The organism is Succinivibrio faecicola (assembly GCF_019448115.1).
GTDB lineage: Bacteria > Pseudomonadota > Gammaproteobacteria > Enterobacterales > Succinivibrionaceae > Succinivibrio > Succinivibrio faecicola.
Genome location: NZ_JAGFNY010000008.1, coordinates 42,858 through 60,591, shown reverse-complemented (window position 1 = coordinate 60,591; position 17,734 = coordinate 42,858). Strand labels below are relative to the sequence as shown.

Below are 17,734 nucleotides of genomic sequence, written 5' to 3'. Positions count from 1 at the left end.
TTTAAAAAGCAGATTGTAAGTGAATTACAACCTTGGTTAAACTGTGATCAAAGTCCGTTTCATTTGGTCACCGTATATTTTTTTATTCAATAATCCATAAATAAGGCATCCGTTACAAATAAATAAGAAAATAAAACTAAACTTAACAAAAAAACAAATTTTTGTATGTTCAAGATTATTTTTCCTTTTATAGTAAATGTTAGGTATGACATTATTGGTTCTCTAATATGGCTTCAAGAAAGAATTTTGTGAGAAATAAAGAGAAAAGGCCACAGGAAATTATAGACAGTGCTATAAAACTCTTTATAAAAAAAGGATTTGAGTCTACGACTTTTGCTGATATTGCAAAGGATTGCAATATTGCAAGAAGTACAATTTATTTATATTTCTCTGATAAACACGATCTGCTTGAAAAGGCTATTATTGCGAGAATCTCAGAGAACAGAGCTGGTTTTCTTGAAGGAAGTATTGATAGAGGTAATTCAAAACAGGAATTTATTCAGAATGTTCTTGAGAAGGTAATTGCTGCAGTTGATCATAAAAAGGATGATCCTTTCTATGTTTTCTTAATATTTACAGCATCCAAGAACAAGAGAATTGCAGAAATATTAAAAAAACATGTTCTGGATAGTATTTTTGATACATGGGAAATAATTTGTAAGGATGTAAATTTTACTGACGACGAAAAGAAAATGTATATATATCTTATATTTTCTCTTCATTTTACATCACAGGTAATGAACGTCATTTACAAAGATAATTCACCTTTTATTCAGCTTTCTGATCTTGTAAAAATCTCAAGAGAGCAAATGAATAAGGATTCACACATTAAAAATGGTACATAAAAAACGAAACATAATTATTATCTTTATAGCAAGCTTTCTCTTGTGCATTGCTACACTTATATATTTCTCACGCAAATCAGAGGATATGTATACAGCACACGGATATGTTGATTTAAAGGCTAGTGCTCTATCATTTGAACGATCAGGAAAAATAGATTCAATAAATGTTATTGAAGGACAGAAAGTTAAAAAAGGAGATGTCCTTGCAGTTCTTAACAGTCAGGAGTTATCACACCAGCTTAACATTACAAAGGCAAAATGCAAAGCCGTAAAATCAAAGCTTGACCTATACGAAAAAGGCTACAGAAAAGAGGAAATTGATCAGGCAACAGCAACTGTAAAAAAACTTACAGAAAACTATGAATTAGCTCAGTTAAGTTATAAGAGAATCAATGAGCTTTATAGATCAAAAAGTATTTCTGTTCAGGAAAAGGACAACGCTCTATTCAATACAAAGATGACCAAGTCTCAACTTGATGAGGCAAAAGCTAAACTTTCTCAAATGAAAACAGGCTTTAGAGCTGAGGAAATATCACAGGCTCAGGCTGAGAACGAAGGATGTCTTGCTGAAATAAAAATGCTTGAATATAAAATCAATGAGCAGGGAGTCATCAAGGCTCCATTTACAGGATCAATTAGAACCTCATTTAGAGAGGAAGCTGACTTTGTAAATCCATCTCAAAGCGTATTTGAGCTTGTAAAGTCTGACAAAAAAAGAATCGCCGTATATGCTACATATGAGCAGTTACCTTTCATTCATACAGGAAACAGAGCTTTTATCAAAAATGCATCTGACACGGATATTGAAGGTGTTGTAACCTATATCTCTGATACTGCCATGTTTACACCAAAAACAGTTCAAACTCAGGATTTAAGAGCAGATCTTGTTTATGAAATCAGAGTGGAAACAACCGATCCTGATGATATTCTCAAATTCGGTCAGCCTGTTACAGTAGTGTTCTCTCATGCTGATTGATATTAAAGATCTTGAGTTTTCTTATAAAACAAAAGACAGAGGCAATATCTGTGTCTTTAAGAACTTCTCTTTTTGTTTAGAGAACTCTTATAAGAAAATATGTCTTACAGGTCCTGATGGAGCAGGAAAATCAACTTTATTAAAACTCTTAACTGGTGTTTTAAAACCTGCAAAGGGAAGCATCAAACTTAGAGGTTTGACTCCAAATACTAATGACAGACACTTTATTGAATCAATAAGCTATATGTCTCAGACTCTTGGTCTGTACAAAGAGCTGTCTGTTATTGATAATCTTAAGATATTTGCAGCACTCAAAGGCCTTGATATAAAAGACAGCACTGAGTATCTGTACTCTCTTTTAAAAAAGGTCGATCTGCTGCAGTTTAAGGACAGACAGTTTGACGATCTCTCTGGAGGAATGAAGCAGAAAATAGCTCTTTTGTGTGCCATTGCATCGAAGCCAGAAATTCTTATTCTTGATGAACCTACAGTTGGTGTTGATCCTCTATCTAGAAAAGAAATATTCTCGCTTATTGATGAGTATATAGGTACAAATGAAAAAAGCTGCTGCATATTCTCAAGTGCCTATCTTGATGAGGCTGCTACATCAGACTTCGCTCTAATCCTTGAAGATGGACAGGTAATATTAAAAGGAGAGACAACAGATCTTTGTTCTAAAGTTGTCAATCAGACATATACTCTTGAATTTTCCAAAAATGAAAAGCCTGATATCAGAGATATATTTTCTCTTACATCTAGATATATAAAAAACTCCCCTATCATCGATTTGAATCCAAGACTTGGACAGATAAATCTGACAGTAAAAGAGAATACTCATAAAGAGGATTTAATTGATTTTCTTCATGAGAATATAAAAAAAGATTTCATCCTTAAGAAAAGAGAATGCTCTCTTGAGGATGTATATATCTGCTATGGCATGAAGAACCATGTTTTTGTAGAGCCAGACTTTATAAAGAACATGAATTTTCAAAAATCAGATGACATTGTGGTTCAGGTTAAGGATATTAAAAAGAAATTCGGAAACTTTGTAGCTGTAGAAAAATCTAGTTTCAATGTTAAAAAAGGTGAAATCTTCGGCCTTTTAGGACCAAACGGTGCTGGTAAGACAACTACCTTTAGAATGATCTGCGGTTTGCTCACTCAGACTGAAGGTGAAATTCTTGTAAATGGCTTTGACCTGTCTAAAGCTAAAAACGATGCTAGAAAAACCATAGGATATGTCTCTCAGAAATTCTCTTTATATCAGAATCTAAGTACAAAAGAGAATCTTGTATACTTTGCTAGAAGCTATGGTCTTAAAAGAGATGTTCAAAAGAAGAGAATTGAAAAAATCGTTAAGGATTTCTCTTTAGAAAAGTTTTTAAACACCAAAAGTGGAGAACTGCCTTTTGGTGTTCAAAGACAGCTTTCTATGGCTTGTGCTCTTTTACACCATCCCAAAATACTTTTTCTTGATGAAGCTACATCAGGAGCAGATCCTCTTGCAAGACGAAAATTCTTTGATAAAGTCCTTGAACTTTCATCTTATGGTACAAGTGTCATTGTAACTACACACTTTATGGAAGAGGCTGAATACTGTGACAACTTCCTGATTCAGGATAGAGGTAAGATCCTGATTTTAGGAACTCCTGATGAAACATGTACAAAGAATGGAAAGAGGATCAGTGTAAAGCAGGCATTTGTAGAGCTTATAGAGCACAACCGTGACAAGGAAGATGAAAATGAACAAGCTTAAATATCTTCCAATTCTGATTTACAAAGAGTATCTGCAGATCTTAAAGGATAAATCTGTATTCATACTCAGTTTTGCTCTTCCTTTGCTACTAGTATTAATCTACGGCAGTGCCATAAGAATGGAGATTAAACCTGTATCTGTATGCATTGTTACTCAAGAGCAGAACTCGCTTACTGACAGAATTGTAAAAGAGTTTTTACTCTCTGATTATTTTGTTACACAAAATACCCCTGATTTTATTAAAGCAAATGAAATGTTCAAAGATGAACACTTCAAGGTACTTATACATATCAGAGGTGGTAAAAAGAAAGATATTTCTCCTGGAATTGAAATTGAAGTTTATCTAAACGGGGTTGAATCACAGCTTGCATCAATTTCTCTTAACTATATCAACCAGACAATAAAAAGCGCCTTTACAAAGGCTGGTTTGAGTACTAGTGGATATAGCGTAAATATCAGGAATATGTTCAATGAGGCTAACGAATCAGTCTGGTTCTTAATGTCCGGCCACTATGTAAGTATTCTGACTCTTTTGTGCATGTTCCTTGGAAGCTTTGTAATATCAAGAGAGTGGGATAGAAAAACCATTGAAACACTGTGTGCCACAAATGCAAGTGCTACAGAAATTGTTCTATCAAAAATTATCGTTTACTATGTGCTAACTGTTTTTTCTATCTTCATACTTCTTGTAACAGGACAGTGGCTGTATAAAACACCTATAAGCGGAAGCATTATTCTGTCTTTTGTCTCACTGTTTGTATATGCCTTTGAAATGCTGTGCTTTGGTATATTTCTTTCTGCAAAAATAAAAAGTCAGTTCAACTGTGCTCAGATAGCAGTGGTAATCGGTTTTCTTCCTGCTGTTATGTTATCAGGTCTCATATTCGATCTAAGAGCAGTAACACCAATTATTTCTTTTATAGGCCATATTCTACCTCCAACCTATCAGGTAAAGGCAATGAGAATTCTGTTTCTCTCAGGAGGTCAAAGCCTATATATAATGTTTAATATTCTGTTGCAGTTTACTATTGCAGTTATTCTCATAGCACTTACTGTAAGACAGGTTAAAAAGGACTGCAAATGAAAGCTGTAATTGAAGAAAGCATACTGAGAATATATGCATTGATAGTTAAAGAATTCCTTACCATTCTCAAAGATAAGAGCTCAAGAGTGATCCTCTTTGCCCCAATCATTGTTCAGTGCTTTATTTTCGGTTACGGTGCATCATATCACCTTGAACATGTTCCTTATGCTCTATACTGCCAGGATAATTCAAAAGAGGCTTTTTCTCTTTTAATGAAGATCAAGCATACTCCTAAATTTGAGCAGATAGCTGTATGTGATGATATGCATTGTCTGACAGATAAAATAGATTCTCAGGAGGCATTATTAGGCATTTATATACCAGAAAACTTTTCTAAAACTAAAAATATAGATATTCTAACTGATGCAAGAAATACAGCTTCTGCTAATACGGCTGCATCCTATGTAACACAAATTATTGATGAGAATAACAGTAAAAACAGTATTCTAAACTTCAGATATCTGTTCAATCCAAACAACTATACAAGATATACTATCCTTATAGGAATGTGTCTTGGCTTATCCGTAATTCAGGTTCTTTTACTCTCAGCTTTAAGTGTCTGTAGAGAGAAGGAGGATGGAACATATGACATGATGCTTATGACTCCATCTAAAACATATGAACTTTTACTAGGAAAAGCTATTGCACCTGTAGCAATAGCAACCGTACAGTCAATTATTCTTATTCTGATATGTAATTTCTATTTTGCAATAGAAATAAAAGGAGATGTATTCTCTTTGCTCTGCCTGATTGTTCTTTTTGATCTTGCAATTGTAGGACTTGGACTTGCTATTTCCACACTGTGTAAAACCACCATGCAAGCTCTTATTTCTGGGTTCTCATGCTGCCTTGTGCTTATCCTTACATCTGGACTTTTAACCTCTATAGATGGAATGCCAGACTGGTTTAGAATAATTGCCAAGATGAATCCTGTTCACTATGGAATATATGCAATCTGGAATATTTATCTTGAAGGAAAAAGTATCTTCGATATTTTAGACTTGCTTATACCGCTTGCAGTTCTAGGTGTAATAACATTCTCAATTGCAGCATATTTATTCAGACATAGAATAGATAACTGAGAAAAGGATGCTCAAAGAGTGCTGTCAAGAGCACACATGAAAAATATAGATCGCCATTTTCTTTTTTTAAAGTGTATAATGCAGCTTTCAGGAACAGAATAAAAACGCAATATGCTCCTGAAAAGGCATCTGCGTCCCAGTTCTTATCGATATCAATCCGAGCAAGGGACAAAATATGACCAATCCACTTTTCCAAAAAGATATCATCTCAATATCTGAGTTTTCCAAAGAACACATCGAGCTTATTTTAAAAACAGCTTTCGATTTAAAGAAAAATCCAAGAAACGATTTATTAAAAGACAAACTTATCGGCGTTACCTTCTTTGAAGGTTCTACAAGAACAAGACTGTCTTTTGAAACAGCAATTCAGAGATTAGGCGGTAGAGTTATCGGTTTCTCTGATGCATCAAACACATCATTAGGAAAGAAAGGTGAAACATTCTGTGATTCAATGAGGATCATCACCTCATATGCAGATGCTCTTGTTATTAGACACAATAAAGAAGGTGCTGCAAGACTAGCAGCAGATATTTCACCTGTACCTGTTATCAACGCAGGTGACGGTTCAAATCAGCATCCATCACAGACCATGCTTGATTTATTCAGTATTAAAGAAACACAGGGCAGATTAGAGGATATTTCAATCGCTTTTGTTGGTGACTTGAAGTACGGAAGAACCGTTCATTCTCTTGCTGAGGCTTTATCTTTATACAATGCAAGAATTTATCTTGTATCCCCAGAGTCACTTGCAATGCCACAGTATATCCTTAACGATTTAACTGCAAGAGGCATTACCTTCTCTGTTCATGAGACTTTAGAAGAGGTTATTCCAAATGTGGATATCCTTTACATGACCCGTGTTCAGAAAGAACGATTTGATGAAACTGAATATCAGCATCTTAAATCAAAGTTTATTTTAACTCCTGATGTTTTAGTTAACGCACGAGAGAATATGAAGATCCTTCATCCTCTACCACGTATTGACGAAATCGTAACATCAGTTGACAAGACACCATATGCCTATTACTTCAATCAGGCAGCAAACGGTGTATTTGCTCGTGAAGCTATCCTATCATTAGTTCTTAATAAGGAGATTTAAGATGTCTAACGCACATATTGATAACAATAAGTCAAAGCTCCTAGTTGAGGCTATTGCAAACGGAACTGTTATTGATCATATTGCTCCTGGTCAGGCAATCAATATCATCAGAATGTTCAAATTCTTAGGAAAGAACAATCAGTTAACAGTTGGTTTCAATTTAAGATCAGGTGATCTTGGCAAGAAAGATATCATCAAGATTTCTGATGTTGAGTTTTCACCTGCTCAGACTGAGCAGATTGCTGTACTTGCTCCTAATGCCACTATCAATCACATTAAGGATTTCAAGGTAGTAGACAAGTACAAACTACGTCTTCCTCATGAATCTGTTGGTGTTTTCAAGTGCCCTAACAGCAACTGCATCACCAATGAAGAGGACGATGCAACTCCACGCTTTAAGATCACAACAGATGAAAACGGTAAGGTTCTTATGAAGTGCCGCTACTGTGAAAGAGTATTTGAAAGAGAGATCCTTCTTGAGAATAATGGTCTAGAGCCATAACAGTAGGTAGGAAAAGACTTTTACACTGATATTAAGACCTTGATTAAATCAAGGTCTTTTAGTCTATAGACTTTATACTCTTCTCTGCTATTTTCTACGCATATCTTCTGATTAGTTTAATTAGCAGGAGTAGGATTAATGTCTGTTGTAACATCAAGCAATGATACATACAGTTCATCAACAGTCTGATTGTGTCTTTCCACGAACTGTAAGAATTCATCTTCAGGAATAGGTTTCGAGTAGTAGTATCCTTGCAGGAATTCTACTCCATGGGCTCTTAGATCTTCTGCCTGAGAAGCAGTCTCAATACCTTCTGCCACAATTGATAAACCTAATGTATGCATCATCTTGATACAGCCAAATAGAATGGTCTGAGCCTGAATATTTCCTTCTTCAAAGGCTGGCCAAATCAATGATTTATCAATCTTAATCAGATCGTATTTGATAGAAGCAATCTGATGGAAATTAGAATATCCTGTACCAAAATCATCCATGGAAAACTTATAGCCAAAGCCTTTTAGCTTTTCCATATTATCAAGCACAATTTTACCTGACTGAACCATAGCAGTTTCAGTAATTTCAAGATTTATCATGCTTGGATCGATACCAAAACTCTTTACCTTCTGATGCAGGGTATATGGAATATCAGGATCAGAAATCTGAAGACCTGACAGGTTTACTTCAATATATTTAATACCGCGCTCTTTTAGATGAGAATCTCTTATATATCTGCATACTTTATAAAATACCTGGTCGCCTAATTTTCCAATTAAGCCCTGTTTTTCTGCTATGGGAATAAATACCTCAGGAGAGATAAATCCAAGAGTGGTTGAATCCTTGAGTCGAACCAATGCTTCAGCTGAGTCACACTTTCCTGTAGCAGTATTAATAATTGGCTGATATACAACATAGAAGCCATCTTCATATACAGCTTTCTGAACGAGCTTTTCAACAGACTGAAGATAATTCTTCTTATTTACTGTATCAAGATTTACCATCATTACAGAATGATCAGTCTGTGTATCTGACTGGTTTCTACAGAAGAACATAATAGGAATAAGCTCTTCTAGGTTTTTACATAATTTAGGACACTCAATTGCAAATACTGAGAATGATGGAGAAATAGGAACATTAGGAATAGCTAAACTCTTGTCTGATACCTTATATTTTGATGCCCACTCGTTGATTTCTGATTCGTCAAAAATAATGAAGCTGAATCCGTATTCAAAAGTTCTAAACAGGTTTCTGTTCTTAAAATCCGGAATTGTTTTAACAGCACCTTCGATACAATCTAGACATGTTTTTTGAGAAAAGTTATTTTTAATAGCATCCACATTCTGCAAAGCAAATGTTACTACATAAAACTGCTTCTTTTCGGCAAACAGATCTCTTACTGACATATCAAAAGAGTATCTTGAGAACATTCTCTGTATGTCCTTGTCAGTATATTCCTTTGAATTTTCAAATGCGATGTATATATATAGAACGGTAATCGCAACAACAAGGCAAACGAGAGTAACCTGAGGAATAAAGAACTTAATAATGATTAGAGAAAATACAGTGCAAAGAGCAAAGACCATATCAAATCTTATAGAAGTTTTCTGTCTACGCTCTGATCGTAAAACTGAAATAAGACAAAGTAAGAAATAGCTGATTATAACTGCATAAGTGCAGATCACCATTGAACCAAATGTATTTAGACCATCTCTACCTACATGGTAGAAGATATCTCCATAAAGAACTCCTACAAGGCCTAAAACAAGAGGTATTGCTCTTAGGGTAAACTGAATAACATTATAGTTTTTTGCAACTTTACATTTGATATCGATATAGACATATATATAAAAAGACAGCAACATCATTGTAAATATATACAACTGATGCAGGAACCTGGTCATTTTCATCGAGAAAACGTCTGCATGATAAACAGCATATATACAGACTATCTCAAGAATAATCTCTGCAATTGAGAAAACAACATATTCTTCAAATAGCTTCGTGGAGAGGATCCTTAAGCGTCTATACTGGAAGAATTCAATTGCAACAAAGAGAACCAAGATTAAGGCTACTATTTGAGCTCCATAGATCATTTAGTTCTCCTATTCTATTTATTTACACATACCCTCATTAAAGAATTTTACAGTATCAATCATAGAATAGAATTATACAAGCCTCACAATTTTTACATAAAATCCTTTGTCATATAAGGCATAAAGCCAATTTGACATATAACTCAACAAAAGGTTTAAAGGTTGATATCGTAGAGTATTAGAAAAACTTTTTAAAACTGCTCAAAAAGAATATATCAAGAACTGCTGCTTTTCTACTAACAAGTAGTGTGCTATTTAGGTAACTTCTAATAATGTTAACTACCAATATCCATGAGCATTCAAAACACTTCACAGATCAGTAGATTATGTAAGGTATAAGTTCTCAAATCTAAAGGACTATTTATCTTTAATCGATTAACAGCTATCTACATCCATTGAATTTTTAGATTCTTATGAATCTACAAAAAGAAAATCAGCTAAATTCTGCAATCTTTGCAATTTTTATTTTTAAGGTTTCTTCAAGATTATTAAATGCAGAAATAAATTTATCACGTATTAAAGATACTAACTCATCTGCATCATCTTCATTGTACACATGAACAGAGCTATTTCTTTTTTTCAACATCAGCAACCATGATTCAGAATCAGAAATAAACCCAACCTTGTATGCTAGTTGAAGGATCTCTCTTGGTGAACCGACATCTGCACCTTCAACACCGTGAATTCTTAATACTTCCTGAAGAGCCTTCCATGAAAGTTCAAAAGTCAGATTAAACTGTGCAATCACACCTGTTCTGTATATTTCATTTTCAAAAGTCAGCTCAAAATCAGCTTTTTTTAACACCTTTAAACAATTGGAGAAATTTTCAAACTTTTTCATAAATTACAACTCCGTCCTTTTCAATCTCCAATTTAAGTTTATCGGAAATATTACTACTTGCATCAATAATATCAAAAGTTATTAGAGAATCGACTTTATCCATTATGTTCCAATAAAATAAATCGAAGTTTCCTCCATATACAGCAAGATCAATATCACTTCTTTGAGAATTTGTTCCTCTTGCTCTAGAACCAAAAAGAATAACTTTATCTACCGAACTTATTTCAGCAAATTTTGTTATATCCTTTAATACAGATTCAGGAATATCTTTTTTCATAAAAATTTTAAACCATTTACATATTTTGTCGGTAAAGTAAGACAACAGTTTCTACATGTGATGTATATGGAAACATATCAAAGCCAATCACTTTTTCAATTGCATATCCGTTTTTGCAAAGTGTCTTTATATCTCTGCTAAGAGCTTTTAATGAGCAGAAAATATAGCTTAGTTTTACACCTGGTTTTAAAGAACATAAAGCAAGGCTAGCATCTTCACCTATACCTACTCTTGATGGATCACATATAAGTGCATCCACATTTTTATTTGTAAGATCTTTAATACACTTCTTTATATCTGAACATATAAAGGAAACATTGCGTACATTATTCTCCTGTGCATTGATCTTTGCAGCCTCTATTGATTCTTCAACAATCTCAACACCTGTAACATGAGAAAAATGGGAGCTTAACTGAAGAGTCATTGTTCCTACACCGCAGCACAGATCTAAAGCATTTGACTCTCTGCTTTTGCTGTCTTTTATAGCCGTTTTGCAGTAATCAACAGCACACTGATACAGCTTTTGTGCAACAGGATAGTTAACCTGTAAAAAGGTTCTTGAATCAGCTTTAAAGTTAAATCCAGACAGTGGCAGATCAATTTTCTGTTTTTGACCTAAAGAAATTACCTTACCATCGATAACCTTATTACTGTCATTATCATGCAGATTTACAAATATTGCCTCGATGTGGAATTTCTCACAAAGAGTCTTATATGCATCCATTATCTGCTGCTCTGGCAGCCTGCTGACACTTAAGGCACATAATCTTGCAACCTTTGTATCTCTTAACGTTAGGGAACGGACAAGACCTGATTTACGCGCCTCATCATAAGCTAGGATATTGTATGAATTGAATAGATCGCAAAGTTCACATGAAAACTTACTGAACCATTCTGGTTCAAACTGACATTCACGTACTTCCTCTACCTGATGGGAACGTGGTTTATAAAAGCCCTGAATAATCCTTCCTGACAGATTTGCAAAGTATCTTATACTTTTATATCTGCAAGGTTCATCAAATGAGGATGGAACAATCTTTATATCTTCCTTATAGTCAATATCAGCATCTTTAAGGGCATCTTTTATCATCTGAGCCTTACGTCTTAAAGTAGCTTCATATTTCATAGCACCAAAAGCATAAACACTAAGATTTGAAAGTTCACCTTCATGCTCTTCTCTGTCTGATGATTTGCTTATATATTCAAGAACTGTTGCAGGTCTTCTTTTTGAGCCGTTTGCAAATGGAGGCAAAATCTTAGCTTTTACAGTTTCTCCATCTAGTACATTATCAAGATAGATCTCATAGCTATCAATATATGCAATACCTACACCGTGCTCATCTATTTTCACAGCTGTAAGTTCTACAGGAGAGTCGTACTCTTTAAATGGGATCTGCTTTTGTTTTCTGCTCATAATATAAACTCTTTGCTTTTACTGAACACATATTAGCAAAACGTCAGTGCATTTAAAAAAAAATAAGCTAATATTACAAAAAATAATTACTGTTATTGAGGTTTCTATGAAATTCTATTCAGCACTTTTACTAAGTGGCTCTATATTAGCAATGTCACTTACTGGATGTACAAATCCAACATCAAAAGCTGGAACAAGAAGCACCTATTATGAAGGTGTGATTGAAGACATTGAGATTATAGATATTGATACAAATCAGATGGACAATGGCAATAACACCATTATAGGTGCAATTGCAGGCGCAATCATTGGCAATATGGTTAATAATCACTCAACAGGTACCATAGTAGGAGCAGGCCTTGGTGCTGTTGCTGGTAATGCTGTATCAAAGGCAACTAACAGAACTGATGGTGTAAGACTTACAGTTGAGACTGATAATGGCCCTATGATTATTGATATGCCATTCTCATGCAAATACAAGGTTGGCAAGAAGGTTCGTCTTGTATCAGATGGCGACAAGGGAACCATTATGGTTGAGACTAACGGAAAATACAAAACTGCAACACAAGACAGCTATAACACCTGTCCTACAGTTTACGAAGAAATCAAATCTAACTAACTTGCTCCTATCAGTACGCAGTATGAAAGTGCTGCGTTCTCTCCTAAAAAGAGCCTATCATAATCAATTCATATCAAAGTCAAATAAGCACATTAGTCTTTCTTGAATAGCATTCAGACAATAGAATATACGCAATTGGTATGCACTAAAAGCAATGCCTTAAAACTAGTGATTTGTGATTTTTAAATACAGATTTGAATTTGAAGGTGGTGGCCCATTCCTGATTTGAACAGGAGACCAAACGATTATGAGTCGTCTGCTCTGACCAACTGAGCTAATGGGCCTTAAACGCAAACATTTTACATTTAAGTATTTTTTTCGTCAAGCAAAAAACGCTTTAAATACAAAACTCTGCAACAATAAAGTTGAATTTAACAACAAGAATGTGTTGTTTATTGAAAAGCTTATGCTTTAGAAACATCCAAAACACACTCAATATGCTCTTGCCAGGATGACATTTATCTGATTTCTAATCGAGGCGGTAAAGAGCTGAAAGAGGCAAAGATTAAAGCCAAACATGTTCTTCTTTCAAAGTCTATTCTTCCTTATGAACGAAAGACCATTTTATTCTGTATTAATGAGTACTTTGCAAGTGCTTCATTATCACCCTGATTCATTTTTATTTTCAGCTCTTCAGCTTTATCTTTTAATGGTTTTGATATTACCTCAATTAAAAGCTGAACAAAATAATCCACTCTGTCATTAAATGGGATATCACTTCCATCTTGATGTGTAATAAGAAGAGGAGCACTAATCAGTTTGCGCACAGTAGAAGCATATTCGCTTTCTCTAGTATATTCTATAAGCTCTGATGGTGTTAAATCTCTCTTAGAACTTATAAGTTTTATAAGATACTCTAATTCTCTAGTTCCTCGTATTTGAAGAGAAGAGCACAGAGTTAAAAAAGACTCTAGTTTGAATTCATATAATACGGTGGAGACAATTGTTGGCTGCTGACAGATAAAAGCAATCAGTCGTCTCATTGGGGTATTCAGAATATTCTCCTGATCTTCATGTGATTTTACCTCATCCTTAAATATATTTGTATCAGATGTTTCACCATCAAGTGATGTTTTGAGCATATCATAAAGCTGATTCTCAGCAATTCCTGATGTTGCAGATAATAGCTTTAGAGCAACCGATCTTAAAGCTAGAACCGGGATCTTACTGATATATTTAATTGTTTCTGAAACAAATAGTGCAAGTCCATTCGGATCGGAAAGATTATATTCTGTTGACAGATGAGCAACTAAAAACTCAGGATAGGTAATAGCATTATCAAGATAAGAGACAAAAGCTGACAGTCCCTGCTCTTTTACTAATGAATCAGGATCATGTTCAACTGGCAGGAAAGAGAATCTTATTTCCTTATCATCCTGCAAAATTGGAGTAATTGTAACCAATGCATGCCAGGCGGCATTTCTACCTGCACTATCGCCATCATAACAGCAGATAATCTTATCGGTATATCTGAACATTTCTGTTATCTGTTCAATAGTTGTAGCTGTACCTAATGATGCTACAGCATAATTACAGCCAGCCTGTCTTACAGAAATTACATCCATATAACCTTCAACCACAACTATTCTTGGAGGACGGTTATTGTTTGCTTTTAATGTTTCATAAAGACCGAACAGTTCGTTTCTTTTCTTATAAATCGGTGTTTCTTTGGTGTTCATATACTTAGGCTTATCATCGCCCATAGTTCTTCCACCAAAAGAAATTACTCTACCCCTTTTATCAAAGATAGGGATCATTACACGATTACGATACATTCCGTGAATACCGTATTCGCCTTTAACTAGCAAGCCAAGATCGATTAAAATCTGCTCATCACCTTTGTTTCTGCATAAGGCTTCTTGCAGGAATCTTGGATTTTTAGGAGCATATCCTAGTCTTGCTTCAACAATTGTCTTATCAGATAAGCCTCTTTGATTTTTAAAATATGCCAACCCTTCAGCACCCTGAGCTGTATTTAAAGCTTTTGTAAACAAACTGGCTGCTCTATCCATAAAATCAAAGTAGTTTTTCTGTTTGTCTGCTGCCTCTTTTGACTGATGAGCACCTTTTTCATACTCAATTTCAATACCAGCAAAAGCAGCAACCTCTTCAACTGCTTCGACAAAGCTTAAATTCTTATATTTCATGGCAAAATCAATTACATTGCCATGTTCTTTGCATCCAAAGCAGTAGAACATCTGTTTTGATGGAGTTATGCTGCAAGATGGAGTCTTTTCATGATGAAAAGGACAGCAGCACATATAATTTGAGCCACTTTTTTTAAGATTAACAAACTGACCGATATATTTTTCAATCGGTACATTTGCAAGTAATCTGTCTGTAATAAAACTCTTTTTAATAAATGGCATAAACTATATCTCCTTAATGGTATTCTAGCCTAAGTAAAGATATTTTTCTTTAATTTGATCCTAGTTTTTAAAAGTCTATCCTTGTTATGTAATCAAATTTCTTCTGGTTGAACTTCAGCTGTGTTTTAAGGATAATTAGTTAAACGGAGGGACTATGGCCACATATATTATCGGTGATCTTCACGGCTGTTTTGATGAATTTGAAAAGCTGCTTGATAAAATCTCTTTTAATGGAAAAAAAGATCAGATTATTTTTACTGGTGATCTGATAGGTCGTGGACCAAAACCTCTAGAAACACTCAATCTTATACTCAAATTAAAAAAGGATTATACAAACTCTGTTTTTTCCGTTTTAGGAAATCATGATCTGAATTTTCTTGCTGTATATTACAAACTCAAAGAAGCAAAAAGAAAAGACAATCTTGATGTTGTTTTAAAAGCCTCCAACATAGAAAAAATCATTGACTTTTATAAAGGCTGTGAGCTTTTATATGTTGATCATGATAAAAAGCTTGCTGTTGCGCATGCAGGAATCTATCCTAAGTGGACAATTGATGAGGCACTAGAACACAGCATGGCTGTATCATCTGTGCTAAACGATGATATTAGATCACAGCTTCTGCTATCTAACATGTATGCTGACTTTCCTGATCACTATGATCCTTTGCTGTGTGAATCAGATATGTGTTACTGGAGATTTATTGTAAGCTCCTTTACAAGAATGAGACTTATAAGAACCAATCTTAAACTTGATTATGGTCACAAGGACTGCTCTGTTCAGGAGGCTGTAAAGGACGATATATATCCATGGTTTAATTTTGGCAAACCATTTATGTATAAGAAAGAGCCTTACACACTTTGTTTTGGACACTGGGCTGCACTTAAAGCACAGTGCGACAGAGAGAATATTATTGCACTTGATACAGGCTGTATCTGGGGAGACAGACTTACTGCATACTGCCTTGAGACAAACAGTAAAATCAGTGTGAAGTCCAAGGTAAATCTGGATAGCTTAAGAAAAAGCTATCCAGCTTAATGCTATTTGCGATGCCATGTCTGATACTCATAGTCAAAGTCGCATTCATCTGAATGTTTTAACTGAGTATCAGTAAGAACAAAGTCAGATTCGTTGAAATCTGGGAACTTTGTATCTCCGTCAAATGACTTGTGAATTCTTGTTAGATGAAGAGTAGATGCATAAGGAAGAGCCTCCTCATACATTCTTGCACCGCCTATAACCATAAGAACGCTATCACCTACAAGATCCATTGCATCTTTTAAAGAGCCTACAACTTCAAGACCTTCAATCTTCTTATCAAAGGTTTTACTTACCATTATGTTCCTTCTGTTTGGAAGAACTCGACCAATTGATTCAAATGTTCTTCTGCCCATAACGATAGGATAAGTTGAAGTAACCTGCTTAAAATGCTTTAGATCATCTGGCAGGTGCCATGGCATATCACCATTAACACCTATCATATTATTCTTAGCTAAAGCTACAATTATCTGTAAGTCGGCCATACCTATCCTTAAGCCCTATAAATAAACTCTGGACCTTCCTCATCGTCTTCATCATCGAAGAACTGCTCGGCCTCATACTTCTTTTCACCCTCGGTCCAAACGAACTCTTCAGCCTTAGGAGCCTTCTGCTCTGTAAGCTCTTTAGCCTTAACTTCATCAACCAGATCCTGAAGAGCATAAATAAGCTCGTTTACGCCAGTCTTATTTAAACCAGAGATAATAAATGTTCTTTCAGGTTTTACCTCAAGAGCATCTGAAATTCTCTGTAAAGTCTGCTCGGCTTCCTCAACAGAGCCAAGATCTACCTTGTTTGCAACAAGCCATCTTGGTTTGTTATAAAGCTCATGAGCATACTCTTTGATTTCATTTTCAATCACAAGAGCGTTATTTACAGGATCACTCTCATCTACAGGATGAACATCAACAAGATGAACTAAAACACGGCATCTTTCAAGATGCTTTAAGAATCTGTGACCTAAACCTGCACCTTCTGATGCTCCTTCGATAAGACCAGGAATATCCTCAATAACAAACGAACGGCCCTGTGATGTCTTAACTACACCTAAAGATGGAACTAGAGTGGTAAATGGGTAATCAGCAACTTTTGGTTTTGCAGCAGAAACTGCTCTTACAAAGGTTGACTTACCTGCATTCGGTAGACCTACAAGACCAACGTCTGAAACAAGCAGCATCTCAAGCTTTAACTGACGACGCTCACCAGGAGTTCCGTTTGTCTTCTGTCGTGGAGCCTGATTGGTAGCACTCTTGAAGTGGGTATTACCATAACCGTGTCTACCACCTCTTGCAACACATAAAACATCACCTTCCTTTCTTAAGTCGCCGATGATTTCACCTGTTGCAACGTCAGTTACTCTAGTGCCCACAGGAACAAGAAGTATCTTGTCTTCACCACGTGCTCCTGTACAGTCTGCAGTGCCGCCGTTTTGACCACGGTCTGCCTTATAGAATTTTGTAAAGCGATAATCAACCAGGGTATTCAGGTTTGTATCAGCTTTCATATAGACGTTACCACCGTCACCGCCGTCGCCGCCATCTGGGCCACCACGAGGGACGTATTTTTCACGTCTGAAACTTACTATGCCATTACCGCCATCACCGGCTTCAACACGTACTACGGCTTCATCAACGAATTTCACCTTGTATATCCTCCAATGAGATGGCTAAACAGCCATTAATACAAACCTACATACCAAAAGGGCTCGCATCAGCGAGCCCTGTATTTGTAATCCTTTTTAAAG

At 35.3% G+C, this 17,734-nt stretch carries 16 protein-coding genes and 1 tRNA gene; 9 read left to right on the top strand and 8 right to left on the bottom strand.

Annotation, left to right across the window (positions count from 1 at the left end; translation table 11 throughout):
- Positions 1 to 227 precede the first annotated feature (227 nt).
- The 7 genes from J5V48_RS03910 (at position 228) to pyrI (ending at position 7,344) form a co-directional block, all read left to right on the top strand.
- Positions 228 to 845, top strand: coding sequence for a TetR/AcrR family transcriptional regulator (locus J5V48_RS03910; RefSeq protein ID WP_219937253.1), 618 nt, complete (start codon positions 228 to 230; stop codon positions 843 to 845).
- Between the two features lie 85 nt (positions 846 to 930).
- Positions 931 to 1,821: an HlyD family secretion protein gene (locus tag J5V48_RS03905; protein ID WP_219937252.1), complete on the top strand. Its 891-nt coding sequence runs from the start codon at positions 931 to 933 to the stop codon at positions 1,819 to 1,821.
- Positions 1,811 to 3,577: an ATP-binding cassette domain-containing protein gene (locus tag J5V48_RS03900; protein WP_219937251.1), complete on the top strand. Its 1,767-nt coding sequence runs from the start codon at positions 1,811 to 1,813 to the stop codon at positions 3,575 to 3,577. Before J5V48_RS03905 ends, J5V48_RS03900 begins: the two co-directional genes overlap by 11 nt.
- Complete coding sequence (locus tag J5V48_RS03895; protein ID WP_219937250.1) at positions 3,564 to 4,661, top strand: ABC transporter permease; 1,098 nt, start codon at positions 3,564 to 3,566, stop codon at positions 4,659 to 4,661. Before J5V48_RS03900 ends, J5V48_RS03895 begins: the two co-directional genes overlap by 14 nt.
- Positions 4,658 to 5,743 (top strand): ABC transporter permease, encoded by a 1,086-nt coding sequence (locus J5V48_RS03890; protein ID WP_219937249.1) that lies wholly within the window; start codon positions 4,658 to 4,660, stop codon positions 5,741 to 5,743. The genes J5V48_RS03895 and J5V48_RS03890 overlap by 4 nt, the downstream gene beginning before the upstream one ends.
- Positions 5,744 to 5,918: 175 nt before the next feature.
- Positions 5,919 to 6,842 carry an aspartate carbamoyltransferase gene (pyrB, locus tag J5V48_RS03885; protein ID WP_219937248.1) on the top strand — a complete coding sequence of 308 codons (924 nt, stop codon included), beginning with the start codon at positions 5,919 to 5,921 and terminating at the stop codon, positions 6,840 to 6,842.
- A gap of 1 nt (position 6,843) precedes the next feature.
- A complete protein-coding gene (pyrI, locus tag J5V48_RS03880; protein WP_219937247.1) occupies positions 6,844 to 7,344 on the top strand; it encodes an aspartate carbamoyltransferase regulatory subunit in 501 nt (166 codons plus the stop codon).
- Between the two features lie 116 nt (positions 7,345 to 7,460).
- Here the strand turns inward: pyrI and J5V48_RS03875 are convergent, their stop codons facing one another.
- The 4 genes from J5V48_RS03875 to rlmD form a co-directional block, all read right to left on the bottom strand.
- Positions 7,461 to 9,434 (bottom strand): EAL domain-containing protein, encoded by a 1,974-nt coding sequence (locus J5V48_RS03875; protein ID WP_219937246.1) that lies wholly within the window; start codon positions 9,432 to 9,434, stop codon positions 7,461 to 7,463.
- A 433-nt stretch (positions 9,435 to 9,867) separates the two neighbouring features.
- Positions 9,868 to 10,275: an HI0074 family nucleotidyltransferase substrate-binding subunit gene (locus tag J5V48_RS03870; protein WP_219937245.1), complete on the bottom strand. Its 408-nt coding sequence runs from the start codon at positions 10,273 to 10,275 to the stop codon at positions 9,868 to 9,870.
- Positions 10,262 to 10,552 (bottom strand): nucleotidyltransferase family protein, encoded by a 291-nt coding sequence (locus J5V48_RS03865; protein ID WP_219937244.1) that lies wholly within the window; start codon positions 10,550 to 10,552, stop codon positions 10,262 to 10,264. The genes J5V48_RS03870 and J5V48_RS03865 overlap by 14 nt, the downstream gene beginning before the upstream one ends.
- Before the next feature lie 16 nt (positions 10,553 to 10,568).
- Complete coding sequence (gene rlmD / locus J5V48_RS03860; protein WP_219937243.1) at positions 10,569 to 11,966, bottom strand: 23S rRNA (uracil(1939)-C(5))-methyltransferase RlmD; 1,398 nt, start codon at positions 11,964 to 11,966, stop codon at positions 10,569 to 10,571.
- 106 nt (positions 11,967 to 12,072) lie between these two features.
- On the opposite strand from rlmD, the gene J5V48_RS03855 reads away from it, so the two are divergent.
- On the top strand, positions 12,073 to 12,585 hold the full coding sequence (locus J5V48_RS03855; RefSeq protein WP_219937242.1) for a glycine zipper domain-containing protein: 513 nt from the start codon (positions 12,073 to 12,075) through the stop codon (positions 12,583 to 12,585).
- Between the two features lie 207 nt (positions 12,586 to 12,792).
- Here J5V48_RS03855 and J5V48_RS03850 read toward each other — a convergent pair.
- Both J5V48_RS03850 and dnaG read right to left on the bottom strand, forming a co-directional pair.
- Positions 12,793 to 12,869 (bottom strand) — tRNA-Ile (locus tag J5V48_RS03850).
- A gap of 261 nt (positions 12,870 to 13,130) precedes the next feature.
- Positions 13,131 to 14,954, bottom strand: a complete 1,824-nt coding sequence (gene dnaG, locus J5V48_RS03845; RefSeq protein WP_219937241.1) for a DNA primase — start codon at positions 14,952 to 14,954, stop codon at positions 13,131 to 13,133.
- Positions 14,955 to 15,108: 154 nt separating this feature from the next.
- On the opposite strand from dnaG, the gene J5V48_RS03840 reads away from it, so the two are divergent.
- The gene (locus J5V48_RS03840) at positions 15,109 to 15,990 is read left to right on the top strand and encodes a symmetrical bis(5'-nucleosyl)-tetraphosphatase (RefSeq protein ID WP_219937240.1); all 882 of its coding nucleotides are present in this window, start codon (positions 15,109 to 15,111) and stop codon (positions 15,988 to 15,990) included.
- Positions 15,991 to 15,992: 2 nt separating this feature from the next.
- On the opposite strand, the gene J5V48_RS03835 is transcribed toward J5V48_RS03840, so the two are convergent.
- A complete protein-coding gene (locus tag J5V48_RS03835; protein WP_219937239.1) occupies positions 15,993 to 16,475 on the bottom strand; it encodes a dihydrofolate reductase in 483 nt (160 codons plus the stop codon).
- 8 nt (positions 16,476 to 16,483) lie between these two features.
- Positions 16,484 to 17,632, bottom strand: a complete 1,149-nt coding sequence (gene obgE / locus J5V48_RS03830; RefSeq protein WP_219937238.1) for a GTPase ObgE — start codon at positions 17,630 to 17,632, stop codon at positions 16,484 to 16,486.
- Positions 17,633 to 17,734: the final 102 nt, after the last annotated feature.

Coding starts and splice junctions, on each gene's coding strand:
- J5V48_RS03865 (WP_219937244.1), bottom strand. CDS start 10,552: ATGAAAAAAGATATTCCTGAATCTGTATTAAAGGATATAACAAAATTT.
- J5V48_RS03855 (WP_219937242.1), top strand. CDS start 12,073: ATGAAATTCTATTCAGCACTTTTACTAAGTGGCTCTATATTAGCAATG.
- J5V48_RS03890 (WP_219937249.1), top strand. CDS start 4,658: ATGAAAGCTGTAATTGAAGAAAGCATACTGAGAATATATGCATTGATA.
- J5V48_RS03910 (WP_219937253.1), top strand. CDS start 228: ATGGCTTCAAGAAAGAATTTTGTGAGAAATAAAGAGAAAAGGCCACAG.
- J5V48_RS03900 (WP_219937251.1), top strand. CDS start 1,811: ATGCTGATTGATATTAAAGATCTTGAGTTTTCTTATAAAACAAAAGAC.
- J5V48_RS03870 (WP_219937245.1), bottom strand. CDS start 10,275: ATGAAAAAGTTTGAAAATTTCTCCAATTGTTTAAAGGTGTTAAAAAAA.
- J5V48_RS03840 (WP_219937240.1), top strand. CDS start 15,109: ATGGCCACATATATTATCGGTGATCTTCACGGCTGTTTTGATGAATTT.
- dnaG (WP_219937241.1), bottom strand. CDS start 14,954: ATGCCATTTATTAAAAAGAGTTTTATTACAGACAGATTACTTGCAAAT.
- J5V48_RS03905 (WP_219937252.1), top strand. CDS start 931: ATGTATACAGCACACGGATATGTTGATTTAAAGGCTAGTGCTCTATCA.
- J5V48_RS03895 (WP_219937250.1), top strand. CDS start 3,564: ATGAACAAGCTTAAATATCTTCCAATTCTGATTTACAAAGAGTATCTG.
- J5V48_RS03875 (WP_219937246.1), bottom strand. CDS start 9,434: ATGATCTATGGAGCTCAAATAGTAGCCTTAATCTTGGTTCTCTTTGTT.
- pyrB (WP_219937248.1), top strand. CDS start 5,919: ATGACCAATCCACTTTTCCAAAAAGATATCATCTCAATATCTGAGTTT.
- pyrI (WP_219937247.1), top strand. CDS start 6,844: ATGTCTAACGCACATATTGATAACAATAAGTCAAAGCTCCTAGTTGAG.
- rlmD (WP_219937243.1), bottom strand. CDS start 11,966: ATGAGCAGAAAACAAAAGCAGATCCCATTTAAAGAGTACGACTCTCCT.
- J5V48_RS03835 (WP_219937239.1), bottom strand. CDS start 16,475: ATGGCCGACTTACAGATAATTGTAGCTTTAGCTAAGAATAATATGATA.